Origin of the sequence: Roseateles sp., assembly GCF_039929605.1 — a bacterium.
Taxonomy (GTDB): domain Bacteria; phylum Pseudomonadota; class Gammaproteobacteria; order Burkholderiales; family Burkholderiaceae_C; genus Pelomonas.
On sequence record NZ_JBDSQX010000136.1, the window covers coordinates 17,793 to 37,354 of the forward strand.

Genomic DNA, 19,562 nt, shown 5'->3' on the forward strand with positions numbered 1-19,562 from the left:
CAAGAAGAAGGGGGCAGTGGCAGTGGCGGAATAACCCGTCATTGTCGGGCAGTCGCCCATGAAAAAAGGCCCGCCGAAGCGGGCCTGGCGACGACTGGCACGAGGCCAGAGTCACCACATCAAAAGCTGTAGCTGCCGGTCACGTAGACAGTACGCATCAAGGGGCTGGCGTAGCGCGGGTCGTAGGCCACCTGGTGACCCGACGAATCACGCAGGGTCAGCGGCGGTGCCTTGTTCAGCAGATTGGTGACGCCCAGGCGCAGTTCCAACGCCTTGCTCCACTTGTAGGTCCCTTGATAGTCGAGAGTGAAGTACTCGGGAACATCCAGCGCGATGGTCGTGTTCTTGCCCGTCGACAGATCGCGAACGGTTTGCAAACGGTCCTTGTACTTGCTGCGGTACTTGAACAGCATAGAACTGCTCACCGGACCGGTCTGCAACTTGAACTGTGCGCTAAAGATGTTGCGGAAGGTCACGGCGGCGTTCTCGCCGTAGTGGCCCATGCTGTCCGTGAAGTCGTCGCTCGTGCCCGCACGGGTGTACGAGGACTCGATCATGTAGGTGCCAGCCAGCGACGTCGTCAGGCGACCAATCTCGGGAATGTCTAAACGGCCTTCCAGCTCCCAATCGATACCCTTGGAGATGGCTTGGCCGATGTTCGTCGACAGGGACATGAACGCGTAGTAGTCGGACGTCTCGGCCGGCTGGCGGTAGGTCGTGAATAGGCTCGAGTACTTCTGCGGATCGCCGAAAGCTTGGTTGGCCGACACGCCGCTGACCGCATCACGCAACTTGACCTGCCAGTAGTCGAAGGCCGCGCTGAAGTTCGAGGTCGGCTCGATGCGCATGCCGACGCTCGCCTGCTTGGACTTCTCGGCCTTGAGGTTCTCATTACCGCCGCTCAACTGCGAGTATTGGCCCTTGCCAGGCTTGCAAGGCGGCGAGCCGCTGCCGTCGCCAGGGAAGGGGCAGTCGTAGCTGGAGGCCGTCACGCCGTTGGAGACCAGCGGCTGGGCGATGTCCAGCATGTCCGGCGCTTTGAAGCCCGTACCGTAGGAGCCGCGCAGCATGATTTCGTTGGAGATCTGGTACTTGCCGGACAGCTTGTAGGTTGTCGCCTTCTCCGTCTTGCCGAAGTCCCGGTTATTCACCGCGTCCTTGATCTTGCTGATGCTGTCGTAGCGCAACGAGGCGTTGACGTCAAAGCCCTTCACGACGGGGATAAGAACTTCAGCAAACACGCCGGCGTTGTCGCGTTCCAGGTCGTACTGCGGGTTGGCAGCGAAGTTGTAAATCACGCCGTTGACCGCATCGGACGAAGGCGTCTGCTTGTAGTGGTAGTTGCGCAAGTCAACGCCCACACCCACGTTTACCGGCCCAGCAGGCAGATTGAAGATCTCGCCCGAGGCGCGCACGTCGCCGCCCTTGAGCGTCGTCGAGGCCGTTCGGATGCTGCCGTGGTAGATGGACTCGCCAATCAGCTTCTGCGCCGCAGCCGTCTGGTTGCCGGATGGCACGAACGGGTCGATCGCCAGCGTGCTGACGATGTTCGTGAACTCGGTGGTCTTGAAGTAGCCGCCGACGTATTGTTCGTCCAGCGCGTTTTGCGACCAAGTCAGGGCGCCGTTGATGTTCCAACTGCCGATGTCGGCATCGGCACCGACGACGAAGTGCTTGGATTCGGTGACGGTTTGCGAATCGCGGGTGCCGAAGTCGGTGGCGCGGAAACCGGCCGTGACGGTGTTGACGTGGGCCTGCTGTGCGGCAGTCAGGTAGGGTGAGACGTACTTGTTGTACAGCGCCGAGCCCACTGGAATGGCGATGGGCACCGGGTTAGGCGCGATGCGGGCGATCAGGTCGTAGCGCGTGTAGGCAGCGTCCGAGAACAGCTTGATGTTGTCGGTGAGCTTGAGCTGACCCGTGACATAGGCCGAGTCACGCTTGGACTCGGGGTAGATATCGATCGTCGAGACGAAGTCGAATGCGCACTGCGCCGTGCCGACCTTCGCCGTGCCGCCGGCCGGAATGGTGTTGGCCAGGCTGTAGAAGTTGTTGGGCGCGCACGACCCCTTTTCCATCATGTAGGGGTTGAAGGAATAGGCACCCAGTGTCGAGGTTTCGCCGTCAAGTTTCTTGAACGTCACCTGCGCGTTGGCCGGGTCGGCAGACGTGCTGGTGCGGTCGTAGACGTAGTTCTTTCCACCGTACGTGACAGGCACGTAGGCCGACTTGGCGAAATCGCGCTGGCCGGACTTCAACGACTTCTGCTCGTCATGCCGGTAGGTGGCCACGACATTGAAACGGTCGCGCTCGATGTCACCGAAGCCGTAGGTGATGGCCGCATAAGCAGACTTTCCGCCGCCTTCGAGAGGGTTCGAGTAGCTGGCGGTGATTTCCCCGCCCTGCTTGTTGCGCTTGAGAACGAAGTTCACGACACCGGCAATGGCGTCGGAACCGTAGAGGGCGGAAGCGCCGTCCGTCAGAACCTCGATCCGATCGATCGCGCTCATCGGGATCGAGTTCAGGTTGACGCGACCACCGTCACCCGACGGCGCCAGGCGGCGGCCGTTCAGCAGCACCAGCGTGTAGGCCTGGCCGATGTCATGCAGCGAGGCGAAAACCGTGCCGCCGGAGTTGGAACCAATGGCGATGTCAGCAATCTGGAAGCCCTGCATGGCGGGCATGCGCTGCAGCAGTTCCGCGACGTTGGTGGCGCCGCTGGCCTTGATCTGCTCCGAGCTGATGACTTGCACGGGCAGAGCACCCTCGCTGGCAATGCGCTTGATGCTGGAGCCGGTGATTTCGACCCGTTCGAGTTGCTGTTGAGCAAGGGCCGGCTGCGCGGCAGCGGTGAGACAGGCCAGCGCGGCTGCGGCGCTGACGGCATGACGTTTGAGCATTGATTACTCCTGACGATGAAGACAGCCGGTCACCTGGTGGGTAACGCGGCACTCAGTTCCAATCCGGCTCGTGGCGCCGAGATAAGTCAGGCAAGTGTGAGGAAAGTTTTCTATGGGGTTTTACGGGTTCGTACCGATTGAGCCGGCTTTGACGACGCCCGCCGGGGTTTTGCGGCGTTTTCACTGTCGAAAGCCAGGGATGACGACAGGCACGGGTATGAATGTGTAGTTAATTCGCGTCAAAGCTCGACGGCTGGCGGCGGTTGTTGGGGTGAGAAAGCAACAACCCCACCCCCCAGGGAAGGGGCCCAGCCGCCTCAACGTGCCGCTTTGATCTTTAGCCGCCAGGCGTGCAGCAGTGGCTCCGTATACCCACTCGGCTGCGCCTCCCCCTTGAACACCAGATCCAGCGCCGCCTGCATCGCCGCGCCCTCGGGGTTGGCGGCCAGCGGCAGGTAGGCCGGGTCGCCTGCGTTCTGGCCGTCCACCACGCTGGCCATGCGCGTAAAGGTCTCGCGCACTTGGCTCGCCGTCACCACGCCGTGGCGCAGCCAGTTGGCGATGTGCTGGCTGCTGATGCGCAGCGTCGCACGGTCTTCCATCAAACCGACACCATTGATGTCGGGCACTTTCGAGCAACCCACGCCCTGGTCCACCCAGCGGACGACGTAGCCGAGGATGCCCTGCACGTTGTTGTCCAGCTCCTGCTGGCGCTGCTCGGGCGTCCAGTCGGCATGCGGTACGACGGGAATGGTCAGCAGCGCGTTCAGAAGGCCGTCGTGCTCGGCGGCCAGGTCGATCTTTTCCAACTCCTGCTGCACGGCGCCCACGTTGACCTGGTGGTAGTGCAGCGCATGCAGCGTCGCGGCGGTGGGCGAGGGCACCCAGGCGGTGTTGGCGCCGGCCTTGGGGTGGGCGATCTTCTGCTCGAGCATGGCGGCCATCAGGTCGGGCATGGCCCACATGCCCTTGCCGATCTGGGCGCGGCCACGCAGGCCACAGGCCAGGCCGGTCAGCACGTTGCTGCGCTCGTAGGCCTGGATCCAGCTCGACGACTTCATGTCGCCCTTGCGCAGCATGGGGCCGGCGCGCATGGCGGTGTGCATCTCGTCGCCGGTGCGGTCCAGGAAACCGGTGTTGATGAAGGCAACACGGCTGGCGGCGGCGGCGATGCAGGCCTTCAGGTTGACGGAGGTGCGGCGCTCCTCGTCCATGATGCCCAGCTTGACGGTGCTGTCGGGCAGGCCGAGCAGTTGCTCAACGCGTGTGAACAGCTCGGCGGCGAAGGCCACTTCGGCCGGACCGTGCATCTTGGGCTTGACGATGTAGACGCTGCCCGTCCTGGAATTGCCCCGGCGCTTGAGGTCATGCATCGCGATGGTCGTCGTGACGACCGCGTCCATGATGCCCTCGGGGATCTCGCCGCCGTCCAGCAGGATGGCCGGGTTGGTCATCAGGTGGCCGACATTGCGCACGAACATCAGCGAGCGGCCGTGCAGCGTCAGCGTGCCCCCATCAGGCGCCGTGTAGACGCGGTCAGCGTTCAGGCGGCGCGTGAAGCTCTTGCCGCCCTTGGCCACTTCCTCGGTCAGCGTGCCCTGCTGAATGCCGAGCCAGTTGCGGTAGGCCAGCAGCTTGTCCTCGGCGTCGACGGCGGCAACGGAGTCTTCCAGATCGAGGATGGTCGACAGGGCGGACTCCATCACGATGTCCGAGATGCCAGCGGGGTCGCTGCGGCCGATCGGCGTCTCGCGGTCGATGCGCATGTCCAGATGCAGGCCGTGGTGCACGAAGAGCACGCTGCTCGGTGACTCGGGCGCGCCCTGGTAGCCGGCGAAAGTGGCCGCGTCCGCCAGGCCGGTCACGTCGCCCGAGGCCAGCGTGACGGACAACTGATTGCCCTCGATGCGGTACTCCACCGCCTGGCCGTGCGAGCCCTCGGCCAGCGGCGCCGCCTGGTCCAGCACCTGTCGTGCGAAGGCGATGACCTTGGCGCCGCGCACCGGGTTGTAGCCCCCCTCGCGCGTGGCGCCGTCGGCTTCGGAGATCGCGTCCGTGCCGTAGAGCGCGTCGTACAGCGAGCCCCAGCGCGCGTTCGCCGCGTTCAGCGCGTAGCGTGCATTCAGGATGGGCACGACGAGCTGCGGGCCGGCCTGCAGCGCCAGTTCGGCGTCGACATTGGCCGTCGTCGCCTGCACCTGGGCCGGCGGCTCAACGAGGTAGCCGATGCGGTTCAGGAAGCTGCGGTAGGCCGGCATGTCGGTGATCGAGCCGGGGTGGGCCTCGTGCCAGCCGTCCAGCTCGGTCTGCAGGCGGTCGCGCTCGGCCAGCAGCGCGCGGTTCATCGGTGCCAGCTCGTGGGCCAGCTTGCTGAAGCCGGCCCAGAAGGCGTCACTGGCGATACCCGTGCCGGGCAGCACCTCGGTGTCGATGAAGCGGGCGAGCGCGGCGTCGACCTGCAGGCGGTGGAGGGTGATGCGGCTGGCGTTGGACATGGCGAACTCCTGGCGAAACACGGATGCCGGAATCTAGCGCCCCGTCGTGTCGGGATTCGCCGTGTGGCGCGCCATTCATCTGTGACTCAAACGCAAAGGTCGCCGCCGAAACGGCCCTCTTTGCATTGGCGACCCAGCACAATCGCCGACATGGACAAGCTCAAGCAGATGGAGTCCTTCGTGCTCGTCACGGCCAAGGGCAGCCTCACAGCGGCGGCGCAGGTCGAGGGCGTGGCGCCCGCCGTCATGGGCCGGCGGCTGGATGCGCTGGAGGCGCGCCTGGGCGTCAAGCTGATGCTGCGCACGACGCGGCGGCTGACGCTGACGCCCGAGGGCCAGGCCTTCCTGGAGGACTGCCAGCGCCTCATCACCGCATTGGCCGATGCCGAGGCGGCGGTGAGTGCCGGCGGCCTCAAGGCCAGCGGTCACTTGCGCGTCACGGCCCCGGCCGGCTTCGGTCGCCGCCACGTCGCGCCTTTGGTGCCGGGCTTCCTGGCGGAACACGCCGAGCTGAGTCTGTCGCTCAACCTCAGCGACCGCGTCGTCGACATCGTGCATGAGGGCTTCGACTGCGCCGTGCGCGTGGGCGACCTGCCGGACTCCAGCCTCGTCAGCACGCGGCTGGCCGACAACCGCCGCCTGTGTGTCGGCGCGCCCGGCTACCTCAAGCGCGCCGGCACGCCGAAGCACCCCGACGAGCTCGCCCGCCATGCCTGTTTGACGCTCAGCTCCGAAGCCAGCCAGACGCGCGGCTGGGCCTTCCAGATCGACGGCGCCGTGCAGCACCTGCGCCTGAGCGCGCGGCTGGACTGCAGCGACGGCCAGGTGCTGCACGACTGGTGTGTGGCGGGCCTCGGGCTGGCCTGGCGCAGTACCTGGGAAGTCGAGGCCGACATCGCGGCCGGTCGGCTGATCAGCGTGCTGGATGGCTTCGCGGCGGCTCCCAACGGCATCTACGCGGTGTTCCCGCAGTCGCGCCATTTGCCGTTGCGGGTACGGCTGTGGGTGGAGCATTTGCGGGGGCACTACGGCCGTGCGGACTACTGGCGCGGCTGATGGCACTGGCAAGACGTAGTGCCGCCAGGACGCGGCTGCGCGCAATTGCTCCGTGTCCCCCGGCCCGCTACGCGGCCCTCCTCCTTTACCTGCGCAATTGCGCGCAACCGCATCCCGGCTTCCACCAACGTATTTCGCGGCGACAAACCAATGCAACGACAGCAGGAGGGCGGGCGGGCCTGATGCGCAAGTAAAGGGGGAGGTCGCGAAGCGGCCGGAGGACATGGAGCATCAGGCCTGCCCGTCCTCCTGCGCCCACCACCACTTTTGCAGCGTTCAGTCCCCGAACTGCACTTTGGAGCGCTTCCCCACCCACGCATCGAACTTGCCCGCGTAGGCCTCCTCCACGCGGTTGCGCTTGACCTTGAACGTCGGCGTGATGAAGCCGTTGTCGACGGTCCATGGCGTCTTGATGAGCACCAGCGTGTCGAGCTGCTCGTGCGGGTCCAGGCGGGCGTTGACGTCCTCCAGGTGCTTGCTCAGCTCCGCCTGCAAACCCACCGCGTCGCTGGCCGCGCGCTGCAGGCCCTGCGGCGACAGCATCGCGATGCCGAGCGGCTGGTTCAGGTTGGCGCCGGCCACGCAGCAGGCCTCGATGGCGGGGTTCATGCCCAGCTTGTCTTCGATCGGCGCGGGCGCCACGTACTTGCCCTTGCTCGTCTTGAACAGGTCCTTCACGCGGCCGGTGATGCGCACGCAACCGTCGGCATCCTGCGTGACCTTGTCGCCCGTGTGCAGCCAGCCGTCGGCCGTCAGCGCGTCGGTGGTGAGGCCGGGCTCCTTGTAGTAGCCGATCATCAGCGCCGGGCTGCGCATCTGCAGCTCGCCGGTCGCCGCGTCGATGCGCGTCTGCACGCCGGCATAGGCCGGGCCGACGGTGCCGCGCTGGTTCTTGCCGGGCAGCGTCATGTGCGACAGCGCGAGGTTCTCGGTCATGCCGTAGCCCTCGTTGATGTGCAGGCCCAGCGTGCCGTACCACTCCAGCAGCGCCAGCGACATGGGTGCGGCGCCGCCGACGGCGATGCGGCATTGGTCCAGCCCCAGGGCCTTCAGCACCTTCTTGCGCACCAGGCCGCCGATGATGGGCAGGCGCAGCAGCTTGTTCATCTTCTGCGCCGGCATCTTGGCCTGCACGCCCCGCTGGAACTTGACCCACAGGCGCGGCACGCTGAAGAAGATGGTCGGCCGCGAGCGCTGCAGGTCGGCGGCAAAGGTCTCCAGCGATTCGGCGAAGAACACCTTGAGCCCGACTTTCAGCCAGGCATGCTCGATGAGCACGCGCTCGGCCACGTGGGCCAGCGGCAGGTAGGACAGCATGCGGTCGCTGGCGCCCATCGGGAAGCGATCCAGGCCCGCGCCGATGGCCCAGGCGAAGGCGCCGAAGTTGTGCATCACGCCCTTGGGGTTGCCCGTCGTGCCCGAGGTGTAGATCAGCGTGCAGAGTTCGTCGGCGCCGCGCGTGACCTCGCCCTGCAGCGGCTCGGTGCGGGCGCAGATGGCGTCCCAGCTTTCATAGTGCTGCTTCACGTCGTCGGGCGACAGCGCGTAGCTCGCGCCGGGCAGGCTGGGCAGCACGCCGGGCTTCATGCCTTCCCAGCCATCGAGCTTGCCGATGAAGATGTAGCGCGCCTCGCTGTGCGTGAGGATTTGCGTGATGGTGTCGGCGGCCAGCGTCGGGTAGAGCGGCACCGAGACATAACCAGCCATCCAGATGGCGAGGTCGCTCATCAGCCACCAGGCGCAGTTCTTGGACAAGACCGCCACCTTGGCATCAGCCGGCCAGCCCTCGGCGGCGCCCTTGGCTTTCAGGAAGGCGGCCATGCGGCGCACCTGGTCGCCTACCTGGGCCCAGGTGAAGTCGCGGACCTCGGTGCCACCCATGGGTTGCGTCAGCGTCACCGTGCTGCCGGCCGTGCGCTCCCAGTGGTAGAGGCGGGGCAGTGCGAGTTGGTCGGCGGCGATGGTGGCCATGGGTGTCTCCTGGGGGCTTTTTTCGGATCCGCGAAGTTACCTCGCGCCAGCGGCCGGCCTCTGCGGGTAAACGCTTTTTGGCGTGACGCGCTTCCTACATTCCGTAGAGCGGCGGCTCTAGAAGCGCCAGTCGCAATCCATGGCCAGCCGGCCGTTGAAGAGGGCGATGCGGCTCAGCGGGTTGGGCGTGGAGACCGCGTCAGGTCTCTTGCTGGAAGGCAGCGAGAGCCGCAGCGACATCGGTCTCGCTGGCTTCGCGCTGCACGGGCGCATCCGCCACCCAGCCCTCGCGCTTCAGCCGCGCCACCCACTGGCCGGCCTCGCGGCCCTGCTCGAAGCCGCTGCTCTGCAGCAGCAGCTCGCCGCCGGCCGACAGCAGCTTGAAGTAGAACTTGCCGTCCGCCTCGCGGTACTGTTTGAAGACCGGCAGTGCGGCCTTCTCAGTTCTGGCCACGGCGGTGGCGGCAGTCGCGGTGTAAGGCCGCAGTCCCACGGCCGCGCGCAGCCGCTGCAGGAAGGGCGCAGCGATGGCGCGCGCCTTGGCGGCGCCGGTCTGCAGGATGGCTTCCAGCTGCTCGGGGTTGGCCATCAGCGCGGCATAGCGCTCGCGCATCGGGCCGATCTGCGACTCGATCTGCGCCACGAGTTGCTGCTTGGCATCGCCCCAGCCCAGGCCGCCGAGCAGCGCCGCGCGAAAGGCTTGCCGCTGCTCGGGCGTCGCGAAGGCGTCGTACAGGGCGACCAGCGCCTGGCCCTCCGGCTCCTTGGGCTCGCCGGGCAGCTTGCTGTCGGTGACGATGCGCGCCACCGCGTCCTTCAGCGCCGCGCTGCCGCCTTCAAACAGCGGCACGACGTTGTCATAGCTTTTGCTCATCTTGCGGCCGTCGAGGCCGGGCAGCAGCTCCATCTCAGCGTCAGTCACCGCCTCGGGCAGCGTGAACAGCTCCTCGCCCTTGCCGAACTGGTGGTTGAAGCGCTGGCCGATGTCGCGGGCCATCTCGATGTGCTGGATCTGGTCCTTGCCCACCGGCACCTTGTGCGCGTTGAACAGCAGGATGTCGGCCGCCATCAGCACCGGGTAGCTGAACAGGCCCAGGCTCACGTTGGCGTCGGGCTCCTCGCCGGCGGCCACGGCGGCATCAACGGCGGCTTTGTAGGCATGGGCGCGGTTCATCTGGCCCTTGGCCGTCACGCAGGTCAGCAGCCAGGTGAGTTCGGGGATCTCCGGGATGTCGCTCTGGCGGTAGAAGGTGACGCGGTCGGCGTCCAGGCCGGCCGCCAGCCAGGTGGCGGCGATGGCGCGGCTGGAGTGGGCGATGCGGTCCGGCTCGTCGCACTTGATCAGCGCGTGGAAGTCGGCCATGAAGAAGAAGCTCTCCACGCCCACTGCGCGGCTGGCGGCAATCGCCGGGCGGATGGCGCCGACGTAGTTGCCGAGGTGCAGGGTGCCGGTCGTGGTGATGCCGGTCAGGACGCGTTGGGACATGGGCGGGCTGAAAAGGGAGACAGCCCGGATTGTGGCTTCAGCTTCGTTTGCGGGAGGGCGGTGCGGCCACCGAGGCGCGCCAGGTCACGGCGATGTCGAACTGCCGCGAGATGGGCAGCTCCATGCCGTAGCAGCGGTTCAGCAGCCAGTTCAGGCCGGCCAGCGTCACCTCCTGGCTGGGGATGTGCACGGAGGTCAGGCGCGGCGCGGCGAACTCGGCGCTGGGCGAGTCGTCGTAGCCGAGCACCGACACGTCGCGTGGCACCGACATGCCGCGCTCCTGGAAGTGCGCGAGCAGGCCGATGGCCATTTCGTCGTTGGCGCAGAACACCGCCGTCGGCAGGCGCTTGAGCTTGAGCAGCGTCTCGGCCGCGTCCCAGCCGGCCTGGTTGGAGAAGTCGCCCGGCACGGTCAGCACCTTGGACGTGTCCAACCCGCGCTGCGCCAGTTCGCCCATGAAGCCGTTGAGACGCGCGACGTTGTCGGGCGAGGTCGTGGGGCCGGAGATGACGGCGATGTCCTTGTGCTTGTGCTGCAGCAGCGCGCGCGCCGCCTGCACGCCGCCCTGCACGTGGTCGGCCGTGAAGCACTGCTCCTTGATGCGGTCGAAGTGGCGGTTCAGCACGACCACCTGGCGCGCCGCCGGGCCGAGGGCCTTGATGTCTTCGTCCAGGATGGCGTTGGACAGCACGATGAGGCCGTCGCAGTCGCGGTCGAGCAGGAAGCGCATCGCGTCGTTGGTTTCCTTGCGCTCGTCCTCGATGCCCTCGCCGAAGGCCACCACCATGTGCAGGCCCTTGCCGCGCAGCACGAGGTCGATGACGCGCAGGATGGGCGTGTAGTAAGTGCCGCGCAGGAAGGGGATGTAGACGCCGATCAGCTTGGACGTGCCGTTGCCCAGCGAGCGCGCCGTGTGCGAGGGGCGGAACTTGAGCTGGGCGATGACCTTGCGCACCCGCTCGGCTGTGGCCGGCGCGACGGAACCGTTTCCGCTGATGACGCGCGACGCGGTGCCAATGCCCACGCCCGCCACTCTTGCTACGTCCTTGATCGTTGCCATTCGTCCTCTGCGCTCTTCGACGGGGATTGAATCACAGCCGGCAGACCGGCACCGCAGGCCGGCCAAGCCTGCACGATGGGTCGGATCCAGCGGCGCCGGCAACCCAATAGGAAGTCAAGAGCCGCCTGGCATCGCGGGCCGTGCGGTGGCGGTCGCGACGGTCGATGTTGGGTAAATGAAACGTCAACCCCCGGGCGACTGCGATTGACAAACTCGTGCTCGCCGAATTAGATTTGCGTCGCAAGTGGAACCGGTTCCAACATGTGGCGAAATCCCTGGCCTGGCCAACGAAGGAATGCCGCTACGAGCCGCTTCAACCAACGAACAAGATGAACCAGGAGACAAAACACATGCCTCGCCAATCCATGCCCGCCGGCGCGCCGCACCGGCGCCTGCGCCTCACCCCTGTCGCTGCGATCTGCATCGGCTTCCTGAGCGCCTCGGCGCTGGCGCAGACCGCGCCCGTCGCAGAGCAGAAGCTCGATACCGTCACGGTGACGGGCTTTCGCGCCAGCCTTGAGTCCTCGATCAGCACCAAGCGCAATGCCGATGCCATCGTCGAGGCCATCTCGGCCGAAGACATCGGCAAGCTGCCCGACGTGTCCATCGCCGATGCCATCTCCCGCCTGCCGGGCCTGACCTCCCAGCGCGTGGCGGGTCGCTCCTCGGTCATCAGCATTCGCGGCATGGCCCCGCGCTACGGCGTCACGCTGCTGAACGGCCGCGAGATCGTCTCCACGGGCGACAACCGCTCGGTCGAGTACGACCAGTTCCCCTCCGAGCTGATCAACGCCGCCACGGTCTACAAGACGCCGGATGCCAGCCTCTCGGCGCAGGGCCTCTCGGGCACCGTCAACATGAAGACGCTGCGGCCGCTGGACTTTGCGACCTCGCAAATGGTCATCGGCGGGCGCGTCGAGCGCAATTCCAACGGCTCGCTCAACCCCGAGATCTCCGGCACCGGCAACCGCCTGAGCGCGTCCTACATCACGCAGTCGGCCGACCGCACCTGGGGCGCCGCTGTGGGCTTTGCCCACCTGGACTCGCCTAACCAGGAGAAGCACTACAAGAGCTGGTGGTGGGCCAACACCAGCGTCTGGGACTCGCCGCTGCCTGGCACGCCGGACGACTCGGTGGCGCTGCAAGGCTTCGAGATCGGCGTGGCGTCCTCGCGCCAGAAGCGCGACGGCCTGATGGCGGTGCTGGAGTACAAGCCCGGCAACGGCCTGCACAGCACGCTGGACCTGTACTACTCCCGGTTCAACCAGACCGAGGCACGCCGCACGGTGATGTCCGACATGTCGGTCTGGTCGGGCGCCAGCTGGAGCGGCGCGCAGACGACCGTGGTGAACGGCGACAAGCTCGTCACCAGCGGCATGGTCAACACCGTCAACCCGGTCGCGCTGACGAACTTCAACAAGCGCCAGGACGACATCCGCGCCATCGGCTGGAACAACGAGCTGAAACTGGCCGACTGGAAGCTGGTGGCCGACCTGAGCTGGTCCAAGGCCAGGCGCGACGAGCAGAACGCCGAGCTGGCGGCCGGCGCTCCCGCGCGTGTCAGCCTGGGGCAGGTCAATGTCGCCACCGGCGACGGCATCTCCACCTTCCACCCGACGTTTGACTACGGCGACGGCGGCAAGTTTCTGCTCACCGACCCGCCGGGCTGGGGCCGCGACGGCCGCAGCCAGTTCCCGAAAGTGCGTGATCAGATCAAGGCGCTCAAGCTCTCGGCCGGCCGCACCTTCGAGGGCTTCTTCAACAGCGTCGAGGCGGGTCTGGACTACTCCGAGCGCGACAAGAACATGAACCGCACGGAGGTCTACTACAACCTCAAGAACAACCGCGCGCCGGTGCTCATTCCCGCCAACCTGCTGCGCGAGCCGACCGACCTGTCGTTTGCCGGGAGCCCCATCCGCATGGTCAATTTCGACGTGCCGAGCGCGCTCAGTCTCTACGACGTGGTTGCCGCCTCGGCCGACCAGGCGCCGGGCCGCATCTGGTCCGTGCATGAGAAGGTGACGGCGGCCCATGCCAAGCTGGGTTTCGACGCTGAATGGGGTGTGCCGCTGCGCGGCAGCTTGGGGCTGCGCGTGGTGCACGCCAAGCAGTGGAGCAACGGCCTGCTGTGGAACGCCACGAGCCAGGCCAGCGACCCGACCACGGGCGGCACGAGCTACACCGACGTGCTGCCCAGCCTCAACCTGTCGGCCGACCTGAGCGACAAGACGGTGCTGCGCTTCGGCCTGGCCAAGGTGCTGGCGCGGCCCAACATGGAGGACATGCGCGCCGGCTTCTCCGGCATCAACGTCGGCGAGCAGGACCGCCTCTGGTCGGCCAACGGTGGCAACGCCAAGCTGGAGCCCTGGCGCGCGGACTCGGTGGACCTGTCCATCGAGCACTACTTCAGCAAACGCAGCTACGTGGCGGCGGCGGCCTTCCACAAGCACATCACCAATTTCGTCTACGGCCAGTCGATTCCCTTCGACTTCACCGGCTTCCCCAACCCGACGCAGTGGGTGCCATTGAAGAGCATCGGCACGCTGAACACGCAGGCGAACGGCCAGGGCGGCATGATCGCCGGCACCGAGCTGAGCGGCTCGCTGGACGGCGGGCTGATCAGCCCGGGGCTGGACGGCATCGGCGTCTCGATGAGCTACTCGAACACGCGCAGCTCGCTGCACGAGGAGAACAACGCCAGCAAGCCGCTGGACGGCCTGTCGGGCGTGGCGACCAACTTCACCGTCTACTACGAGCGCGACGGCATCTCGGCCCGCGTCGGCAGCCGCCACCGCTCGCCGTTCGTCACGACGGTGCGTGGCACCTTCGGCGAGAACGTGCCCAGCATGATCCTGGGCGAGACCATCATCGACGCGCAGATCGGCTATGCCTTCGAGACCGGCGCCTTCAAGGGCTTGTCGCTGACGCTGCAGGTGAACAACCTGCGTGACCGGCCCTACCGCACCCGGGTGGGCATCTCGTCCGGCGCCAGCGATCCGAACTCCACGCTGCCCGAGCGCTACACGTCCTACGGGCGGCAATTGCTTCTGGGCGGCAGCTATAAATTTTGAACCTGACCCCATTTTATGAGTGCCCACAACGCCCCGACCCGCAAAGACTTCCCCGCCGACTTCCGTTGGGGCGTGTCCACCTCTTCCTTCCAGATCGAAGGCGCCGGCCAGGAAGACGGCAAGGGCGAGTCCATCTGGGACCGCTTCTGTGCCGAGCCCGGCCGCATCCGCGACGGCTCCAACGCGCTGGTCGCCTGCGACCACTACCACCTGTTCCCGCAGGACATGGACATGGCCAAGGCGATGGGCGTCAACGCCTACCGCTTCTCCATCGCCTGGCCGCGCATCCTTCCACAAGGCAGGGGTGCCGTGAACGAAGCGGGGCTGGCGTTCTATGACCGACTGGTGGACGGGATGCTGGAGCGCGGCCTCGACCCCTGGGCCACGCTCTACCACTGGGACCTGCCGCAGGCGCTGCAAGAACAGGGCGGCTGGCTGTCGCGCGACACCATTGCCGCCTTCCTCGAATACACCGACGTCGTCACCCGCCGCCTGGGCGACCGCGTCAAGCACTGGATCACGCACAACGAGCCCTGGTGCTCCTGCATGATGGGCTACTGGGAGGGCGTCCACGCCCCCGGCGGCAAGAGCCTGGCCGACGGCATGCTGGCCTGCCATCACGTGCTGGTGTCCCACGGCCAGGCTATTCCAGTCATCCGCGCGAACTCGCCCGGCGCCGAGGTCGGCATCACGCTGAGCCTGCACCCCATCAAGGCCGCGTCCAGCAGCGCCGAGGACATCGCCGCACTGAAGCGCCACGACGGGCTGCGCAACCGCTGGTTCCTGGACCCGCTGTTCGGCCGTGGCTACCCCGAAGACACGCTGAAACTGCTGGGCGATGCGGCACCCAAGGTGCTGCCGGGTGACCTCGAAGCCATCGCCACCGCGACGGATTTCCTCGGCGTGAACTACTACTTCCCCGAGGCGGTGAAGGACGACCCGGCCGGCGGCCTGATGCGTGCCAGCCTGGTCGACAAGGAAGGCGTGGAGCGCACCGGCTTCGGCTGGGAGGTCTCGCCGCAAGGCCTGGTCGACCTGCTGACCCGCATCCAGCGCGACTACAGCCCGCCCGTCATTCAGCTGACCGAGAACGGCTCCACCTTCGAAGACGTGCTGACCGCCGACGGTCGCGTGCACGACGCTGAGCGCCTGTCCTATCTGCAGCGCCACCTGGCCGCGTTGAAGCAGGCCGTGGACGCCGGCGTGCCGGTGAAGGGTTACTTCGCCTGGAGCCTGCTGGACAACTTCGAATGGGCCGAGGGCTATCTGCGCCGCTTCGGCCTGGCCTATGTGGACTACGCCTCGCAGCAGCGCATCCTCAAGGACAGCGGCCTTTGGTACGGGCAATTCCTGAACGAAAAATTAAAGGTTTGAAACCCGCGTGTAGGCGGGTACAGGCGGTTTCTAAATGAAATATTACAGGGTCGACCCTCAGGCGGCCCGCGCCGTCCCAAGAGACACTGCGCCCAGCCGCCCACAAGATTCGGAGACAAGATGAAGTACCCCCGCCACGCCCTGGCCGCCCTCGCGCTCGCCGCCGCCTTTCCCGCCGCTGCCCAGCCTGCAGCCCCGCTGAAGGCCGAGGTTATCCATTGGTGGACCTCCGGCGGCGAATCCGCTGCCGCCAAGACCCTGGCCGAGGCCTACAAGGCCCAGGGCGGCATTTGGGTGGACACGGCCGTCGCCTTGGGCGAGCAGGCGCGCTCGGTCGCCATCAACCGCATCGCGGGTGGAAACCCACCCACGGCCGCGCAGTTCAACACCACGCAGCAGTTCCGCGACATCGTCGACCAGGGCCTGCTGAACAACGTCGACGACGTGGCCAAGCGCGACGGCTGGGACAAGTTCCTGCCCGAGACCGTGCTGCAGGCCATCAAGGTCAAGGGCCACTACTACGCCGCGCCGGTCAACATCCACAACATGACCTGGTTCTGGTTCTCCAAGGCCGCCTTCAAGAAGGCCGGCATCGCGGAAGAACCCAAGACCTTCGACGAACTCTTCGCCGCGCTGGACAAGCTCAAGGCCGCCGGCCTCGTCGGCCTGGCGCACGGCGGCCAGCCCTGGCAGGACGGCATCGTCTTCACCGCCGTGCTGGCCCATTACGGTGGCCGCGACCTCTACCTCAAAGTCTTCCGCGACCGCGACCCCAAGGCCATCATGGGCGAGGAGTTCAAGAAGGTGCTGTTGGCCTACAAACGCCTGCAGAGCTACACCGACAAGGGCTCGCCGGGCCGCAACTGGAACGACGCCACCGCCATGCTCATCAGCGGCCGTGGCGGCGTGCAGATCATGGGCGACTGGGCCAAGGGCGAGTTCGCGCTGGCCAAGCAGGAAGCCGGCCGGGACTATGGCTGCGCGCCCGGCTTCGGCCCCAAGGCGCCCTACATCATCCAGGGCGACGTGATGGTCTTCCCCAAGACCGACAAGCCCGACCAGATCAAGGCCCAGCAGCTGTTGGCCAGCGTCATCACGCAGCCCGCCACGCAGGTCGCTTTCAGCATGAAGAAGGGCTCCATCCCCATTCGCACCGACGTGGACGTCAGCAAGATGGACATGTGCGCCCAGATGGGCGTGGCGGCCATGAAGGACAAGTCGCGCCAGCTTGGCAACGGCGAGATCTACATCACGCCCGACCAGAATGGCGCGCTGCAGGACGTGCTGACGAGCTACTGGAACCGCAATATCCCGGTCGAGAAGGTCCAGAAGGACATCGTCTCTGCTCTGAGGTCCTGATGAAGCGCCGTGGTCTCGCGGCCTGGGCTGCGCTGCTGCCCCTGGCCGTCATCGTCCTCGTCGGCTACGTCGGCACCGTGCTGTGGACGCTGCGCACCTCGCTGACCAGCTCGCGCACCTTCCCCAACAGCGACTTCGTCGGCCTGCAGCAGTTCGAACGTCTGCTCGACAACGAGCGCTGGCAGCTCGCCATCCACAACCTCGCCATCTACGGCGTGCTCTACGTCGTCGCGGCCATGCTGCTGGGCTTTCTGCTGGCCGTCTTCATCGATCAGAAGGTGCGTGGCGAGGGCGTGTTGCGCACCGCCTTCCTCTACCCCTACGCGATGTCCTTCGTCGCCACGGGCCTGGTCTGGCAATGGGTGCTCAATCCGGACAGCGGCCTGCAGAACGCGATGCAGCAGATGGGCTGGAAGAGCTTCACCTTCGACTGGATCGTCGACCAGGACATGGTCATCTACACCGTCGTCATCGCCGGCACGTGGCAAGGGGCAGGGCTGGTGATGGCCCTGATGCTGGCCGGCCTGCGCGGCATCGACGAGGAGATCTGGAAGGCCACGCGACTGGACGGCATCCCCACCTGGCGCGTCTATCTGTCGGTGGTGCTGCCGATGATGGGCCCGACGCTGGCAACGGTCTTCACGCTGCTGGCGGTCGGCGTCGTGAAGGTGTTCGACACCGTCGTCGCCATGACGCAGGGCGGCCCCGGCATCGCCAGCGATGTGCCGGCCAAATTCATCATGGATCACCTGTTCGCCCGCGCCAATCTCGGCCTGGCCTCGGCCGGCGCGGTGATGCTGTTGCTCACCGTGCTCGCGCTCGTCGCGCCGCTCGCCTACGTGCGCAGCCGCCAGGTGGCCAAAGGAGGCCACTGATGAGCAAGCGCAAAGCCACGGCCTCATGGGCCCGCCTAGGCGTCTACGCCTTCCTGCTCTTCGCCGCGGCCTTTTTCCTGCTGCCGCTGTACATCATGCTGACGACTTCGTTCAAGAGCATGGACGAGATCCGCCTCGGCCAGATCTTCGCGTTGCCGTCGGCACCGTCGTTGGACGCCTGGCGCGCCGCCTGGAGCGAGGCCTGCACGGGCGTCAGCTGCGAGGGCGTGCGCGGCGGCTTCTGGAACTCGGTCGCCATCGCCGTGCCGTCCATCGTGCTGCCCATCCTGCTCGGCGCCGTCAATGGCTACGCGCTCAGCTGGTGGAAGCCGCGCGGCTCGCAGTGGCTGTTCGGCGTGCTGATGATGGGCGCCTTCATCCCCATCCAGGTGATGATCTATCCGCTCGTCAAGCTGGAAGCGGCCATCGGCATCTACAGCAGCCTGCCCGGCATCGTCGTTGTGCACCTGGTGTTCGCCATGCCCATCATGACGCTGCTGTTCCGCAACTACTACGCCAGCCTGCCGGCCGAGCTGTTCAAGGCGGCGCGCGTGGACGGCGGCGGCTTCTGGCGCATCTTCGTGCAGCTCGTGCTGCCCATGTCCACGCCCATGCTGATCGTCGCGGCCATCATGCAGATCACCGGCGTGTGGAACGACTACATCCTGGGCCTGACCTTCGCCGGCCGCGAGAACCAGCCGATGACGGTGCAGCTCAACAACGTCATCAACACGACGACGGGCGAGCGCCTCTACAACCTCAACATGGCCGCGACGATCCTCACGTCTGCCGTGCCCCTGTTGGTCTATCTGATTTCCGGCCGCTGGTTCGTGCGCGGCATTGCAGCGGGCGCAGTGAAATGAGTGGCGTGAACATCAAGGGCCTGAGCATCAAGTTCGGCCACAACGAGGTCATCAAAGGCCTCGACCTGCAGGTGCACGAGGGCGAGTTCCTCGTGCTGCTCGGCCCCTCGGGCTGCGGCAAGTCGACGCTGCTGCACAGCATCGCGGGCCTCATCGACGTGAGCGCCGGCAGCATCCACATCGGCGGCACCGACATGACCGATGCCGAGCCTTCCGAGCGCGGCATCGGCATGGTGTTCCAGAGCTATGCGCTGTACCCGATCATGACGGTGGAGCGCAACATGAGCTTCGGCCCGCGCGTGGCCGGTGTGCCCAAGCCGGAGATCGAGCGCCGCGTGAAGCGCGCGGCCGACATGCTGCAGCTGACGCCGCTGCTCGGCCGCAAGCCGGCGCAGCTGTCCGGCGGCCAGCGCCAGCGCGTCGCCATCGGCCGGGCGCTGGTGCGCGAGGCCGGCGTGTTCCTGTTCGACGAGCCGCTCTCCAACCTCGACGCCAAGCTGCGCGCCGAGCTGCGCCGCGAGCTCAAGCTGCTGCACCAGACGCTGGGCAACACGATGATCTACGTGACGCACGACCAGGTCGAGGCGATGACGCTGGCCTCGCGCATCGTCGTCATGAAGGCCGGCGTCATCCAGCAGATCGGCACGCCCAGCGACGTCTACGAGCAGCCGGCCAATCTCTTCGTCGCCGGCTTCCTGGGCTCACCGGCCATCAACCTCGTGCCGGCCAAGGTCGGCGCGGATGGCGTGTCGCTCGAAGGCGTGCTGCCGCTGCGGTTGGCCTCCGGCCGCGTGAAGTCGGGCCAGAGCGTTGTGCTGGGCGTGCGGCCCGAGCATGTGCGCTTGCAGGAGGCGGGGCGCTGGCGCGCCACCGTCCAGCTCGTCGAGCCCATGGGCAACCACCAGGTCGTCTGGATGCAGTTCGGCGAACAAGCCTTCTCGACCCTCGTGCACGACGGCCGCCGCATCGCCGCCGGTGACGTGCTGGCCTTCGACATCGATGAGTCCCTGCTGAGCGTCTTCGACGCGACCAGCGAACTTCGACTGAGCTAA

At 66.5% G+C, this 19,562-nt stretch carries 12 protein-coding genes; 7 read left to right on the forward strand and 5 right to left on the reverse strand.

Translation table 11 applies throughout. From position 1 onward, the window contains the following. Nucleotides 1-119 precede the first annotated feature (119 nt). Nucleotides 120-2,900, reverse strand: a complete 2,781-nt coding sequence (locus ABIS05_RS18700) for a TonB-dependent receptor (protein ID WP_348011742.1) — start codon at nucleotides 2,898-2,900, stop codon at nucleotides 120-122. Between the two features lie 317 nt (nucleotides 2,901-3,217). Further along, nucleotides 3,218-5,395, reverse strand: coding sequence for a malate synthase G (locus ABIS05_RS18705; RefSeq protein ID WP_348011743.1), 2,178 nt, complete (start codon nucleotides 5,393-5,395; stop codon nucleotides 3,218-3,220). A 150-nt stretch (nucleotides 5,396-5,545) separates the two neighbouring features. Between ABIS05_RS18705 and ABIS05_RS18710 the strand changes: the two genes are divergently transcribed. Beyond that, the gene (locus ABIS05_RS18710; protein ID WP_348011744.1) at nucleotides 5,546-6,451 is read left to right on the forward strand and encodes a LysR family transcriptional regulator; all 906 of its coding nucleotides are present in this window, start codon (nucleotides 5,546-5,548) and stop codon (nucleotides 6,449-6,451) included. A 276-nt stretch (nucleotides 6,452-6,727) separates the two neighbouring features. Here ABIS05_RS18710 and ABIS05_RS18715 read toward each other — a convergent pair whose 3' ends face one another. The 3 genes from ABIS05_RS18715 to ABIS05_RS18725 form a co-directional block, all read right to left on the reverse strand. Next, on the reverse strand, nucleotides 6,728-8,422 hold the full coding sequence (locus tag ABIS05_RS18715) for an AMP-binding protein (RefSeq protein ID WP_348011745.1): 1,695 nt from the start codon (nucleotides 8,420-8,422) through the stop codon (nucleotides 6,728-6,730). A gap of 199 nt (nucleotides 8,423-8,621) precedes the next feature. Beyond that, on the reverse strand, nucleotides 8,622-9,908 hold the full coding sequence (locus ABIS05_RS18720) for a tryptophan--tRNA ligase (protein ID WP_348011746.1): 1,287 nt from the start codon (nucleotides 9,906-9,908) through the stop codon (nucleotides 8,622-8,624). 37 nt (nucleotides 9,909-9,945) lie between these two features. Further along, nucleotides 9,946-10,968 (reverse strand): LacI family DNA-binding transcriptional regulator, encoded by a 1,023-nt coding sequence (locus ABIS05_RS18725; RefSeq protein ID WP_348011747.1) that lies wholly within the window; start codon nucleotides 10,966-10,968, stop codon nucleotides 9,946-9,948. A gap of 350 nt (nucleotides 10,969-11,318) precedes the next feature. On the opposite strand from ABIS05_RS18725, the gene ABIS05_RS18730 reads away from it, so the two are divergent. From ABIS05_RS18730 to ABIS05_RS18755, 6 genes are all read left to right on the forward strand, one after another. Continuing rightward, a complete protein-coding gene (locus ABIS05_RS18730) occupies nucleotides 11,319-14,039 on the forward strand; it encodes a TonB-dependent receptor (RefSeq protein ID WP_348011748.1) in 2,721 nt (906 codons plus the stop codon). 15 nt (nucleotides 14,040-14,054) lie between these two features. Continuing rightward, nucleotides 14,055-15,413: a GH1 family beta-glucosidase gene (locus tag ABIS05_RS18735; RefSeq protein ID WP_348011749.1), complete on the forward strand. Its 1,359-nt coding sequence runs from the start codon at nucleotides 14,055-14,057 to the stop codon at nucleotides 15,411-15,413. Between the two features lie 120 nt (nucleotides 15,414-15,533). Continuing rightward, nucleotides 15,534-16,772: an ABC transporter substrate-binding protein gene (locus ABIS05_RS18740; RefSeq protein WP_348011750.1), complete on the forward strand. Its 1,239-nt coding sequence runs from the start codon at nucleotides 15,534-15,536 to the stop codon at nucleotides 16,770-16,772. Continuing rightward, nucleotides 16,772-17,647 (forward strand): sugar ABC transporter permease, encoded by an 876-nt coding sequence (locus ABIS05_RS18745; protein ID WP_348011751.1) that lies wholly within the window; start codon nucleotides 16,772-16,774, stop codon nucleotides 17,645-17,647. The genes ABIS05_RS18740 and ABIS05_RS18745 overlap by 1 nt, the downstream gene beginning before the upstream one ends. Further along, nucleotides 17,647-18,510: a carbohydrate ABC transporter permease gene (locus ABIS05_RS18750; RefSeq protein WP_348011752.1), complete on the forward strand. Its 864-nt coding sequence runs from the start codon at nucleotides 17,647-17,649 to the stop codon at nucleotides 18,508-18,510. The genes ABIS05_RS18745 and ABIS05_RS18750 overlap by 1 nt, the downstream gene beginning before the upstream one ends. Continuing rightward, nucleotides 18,507-19,562, forward strand: a complete 1,056-nt coding sequence (locus ABIS05_RS18755; RefSeq protein ID WP_348011753.1) for an ABC transporter ATP-binding protein — start codon at nucleotides 18,507-18,509, stop codon at nucleotides 19,560-19,562. The genes ABIS05_RS18750 and ABIS05_RS18755 overlap by 4 nt, the downstream gene beginning before the upstream one ends.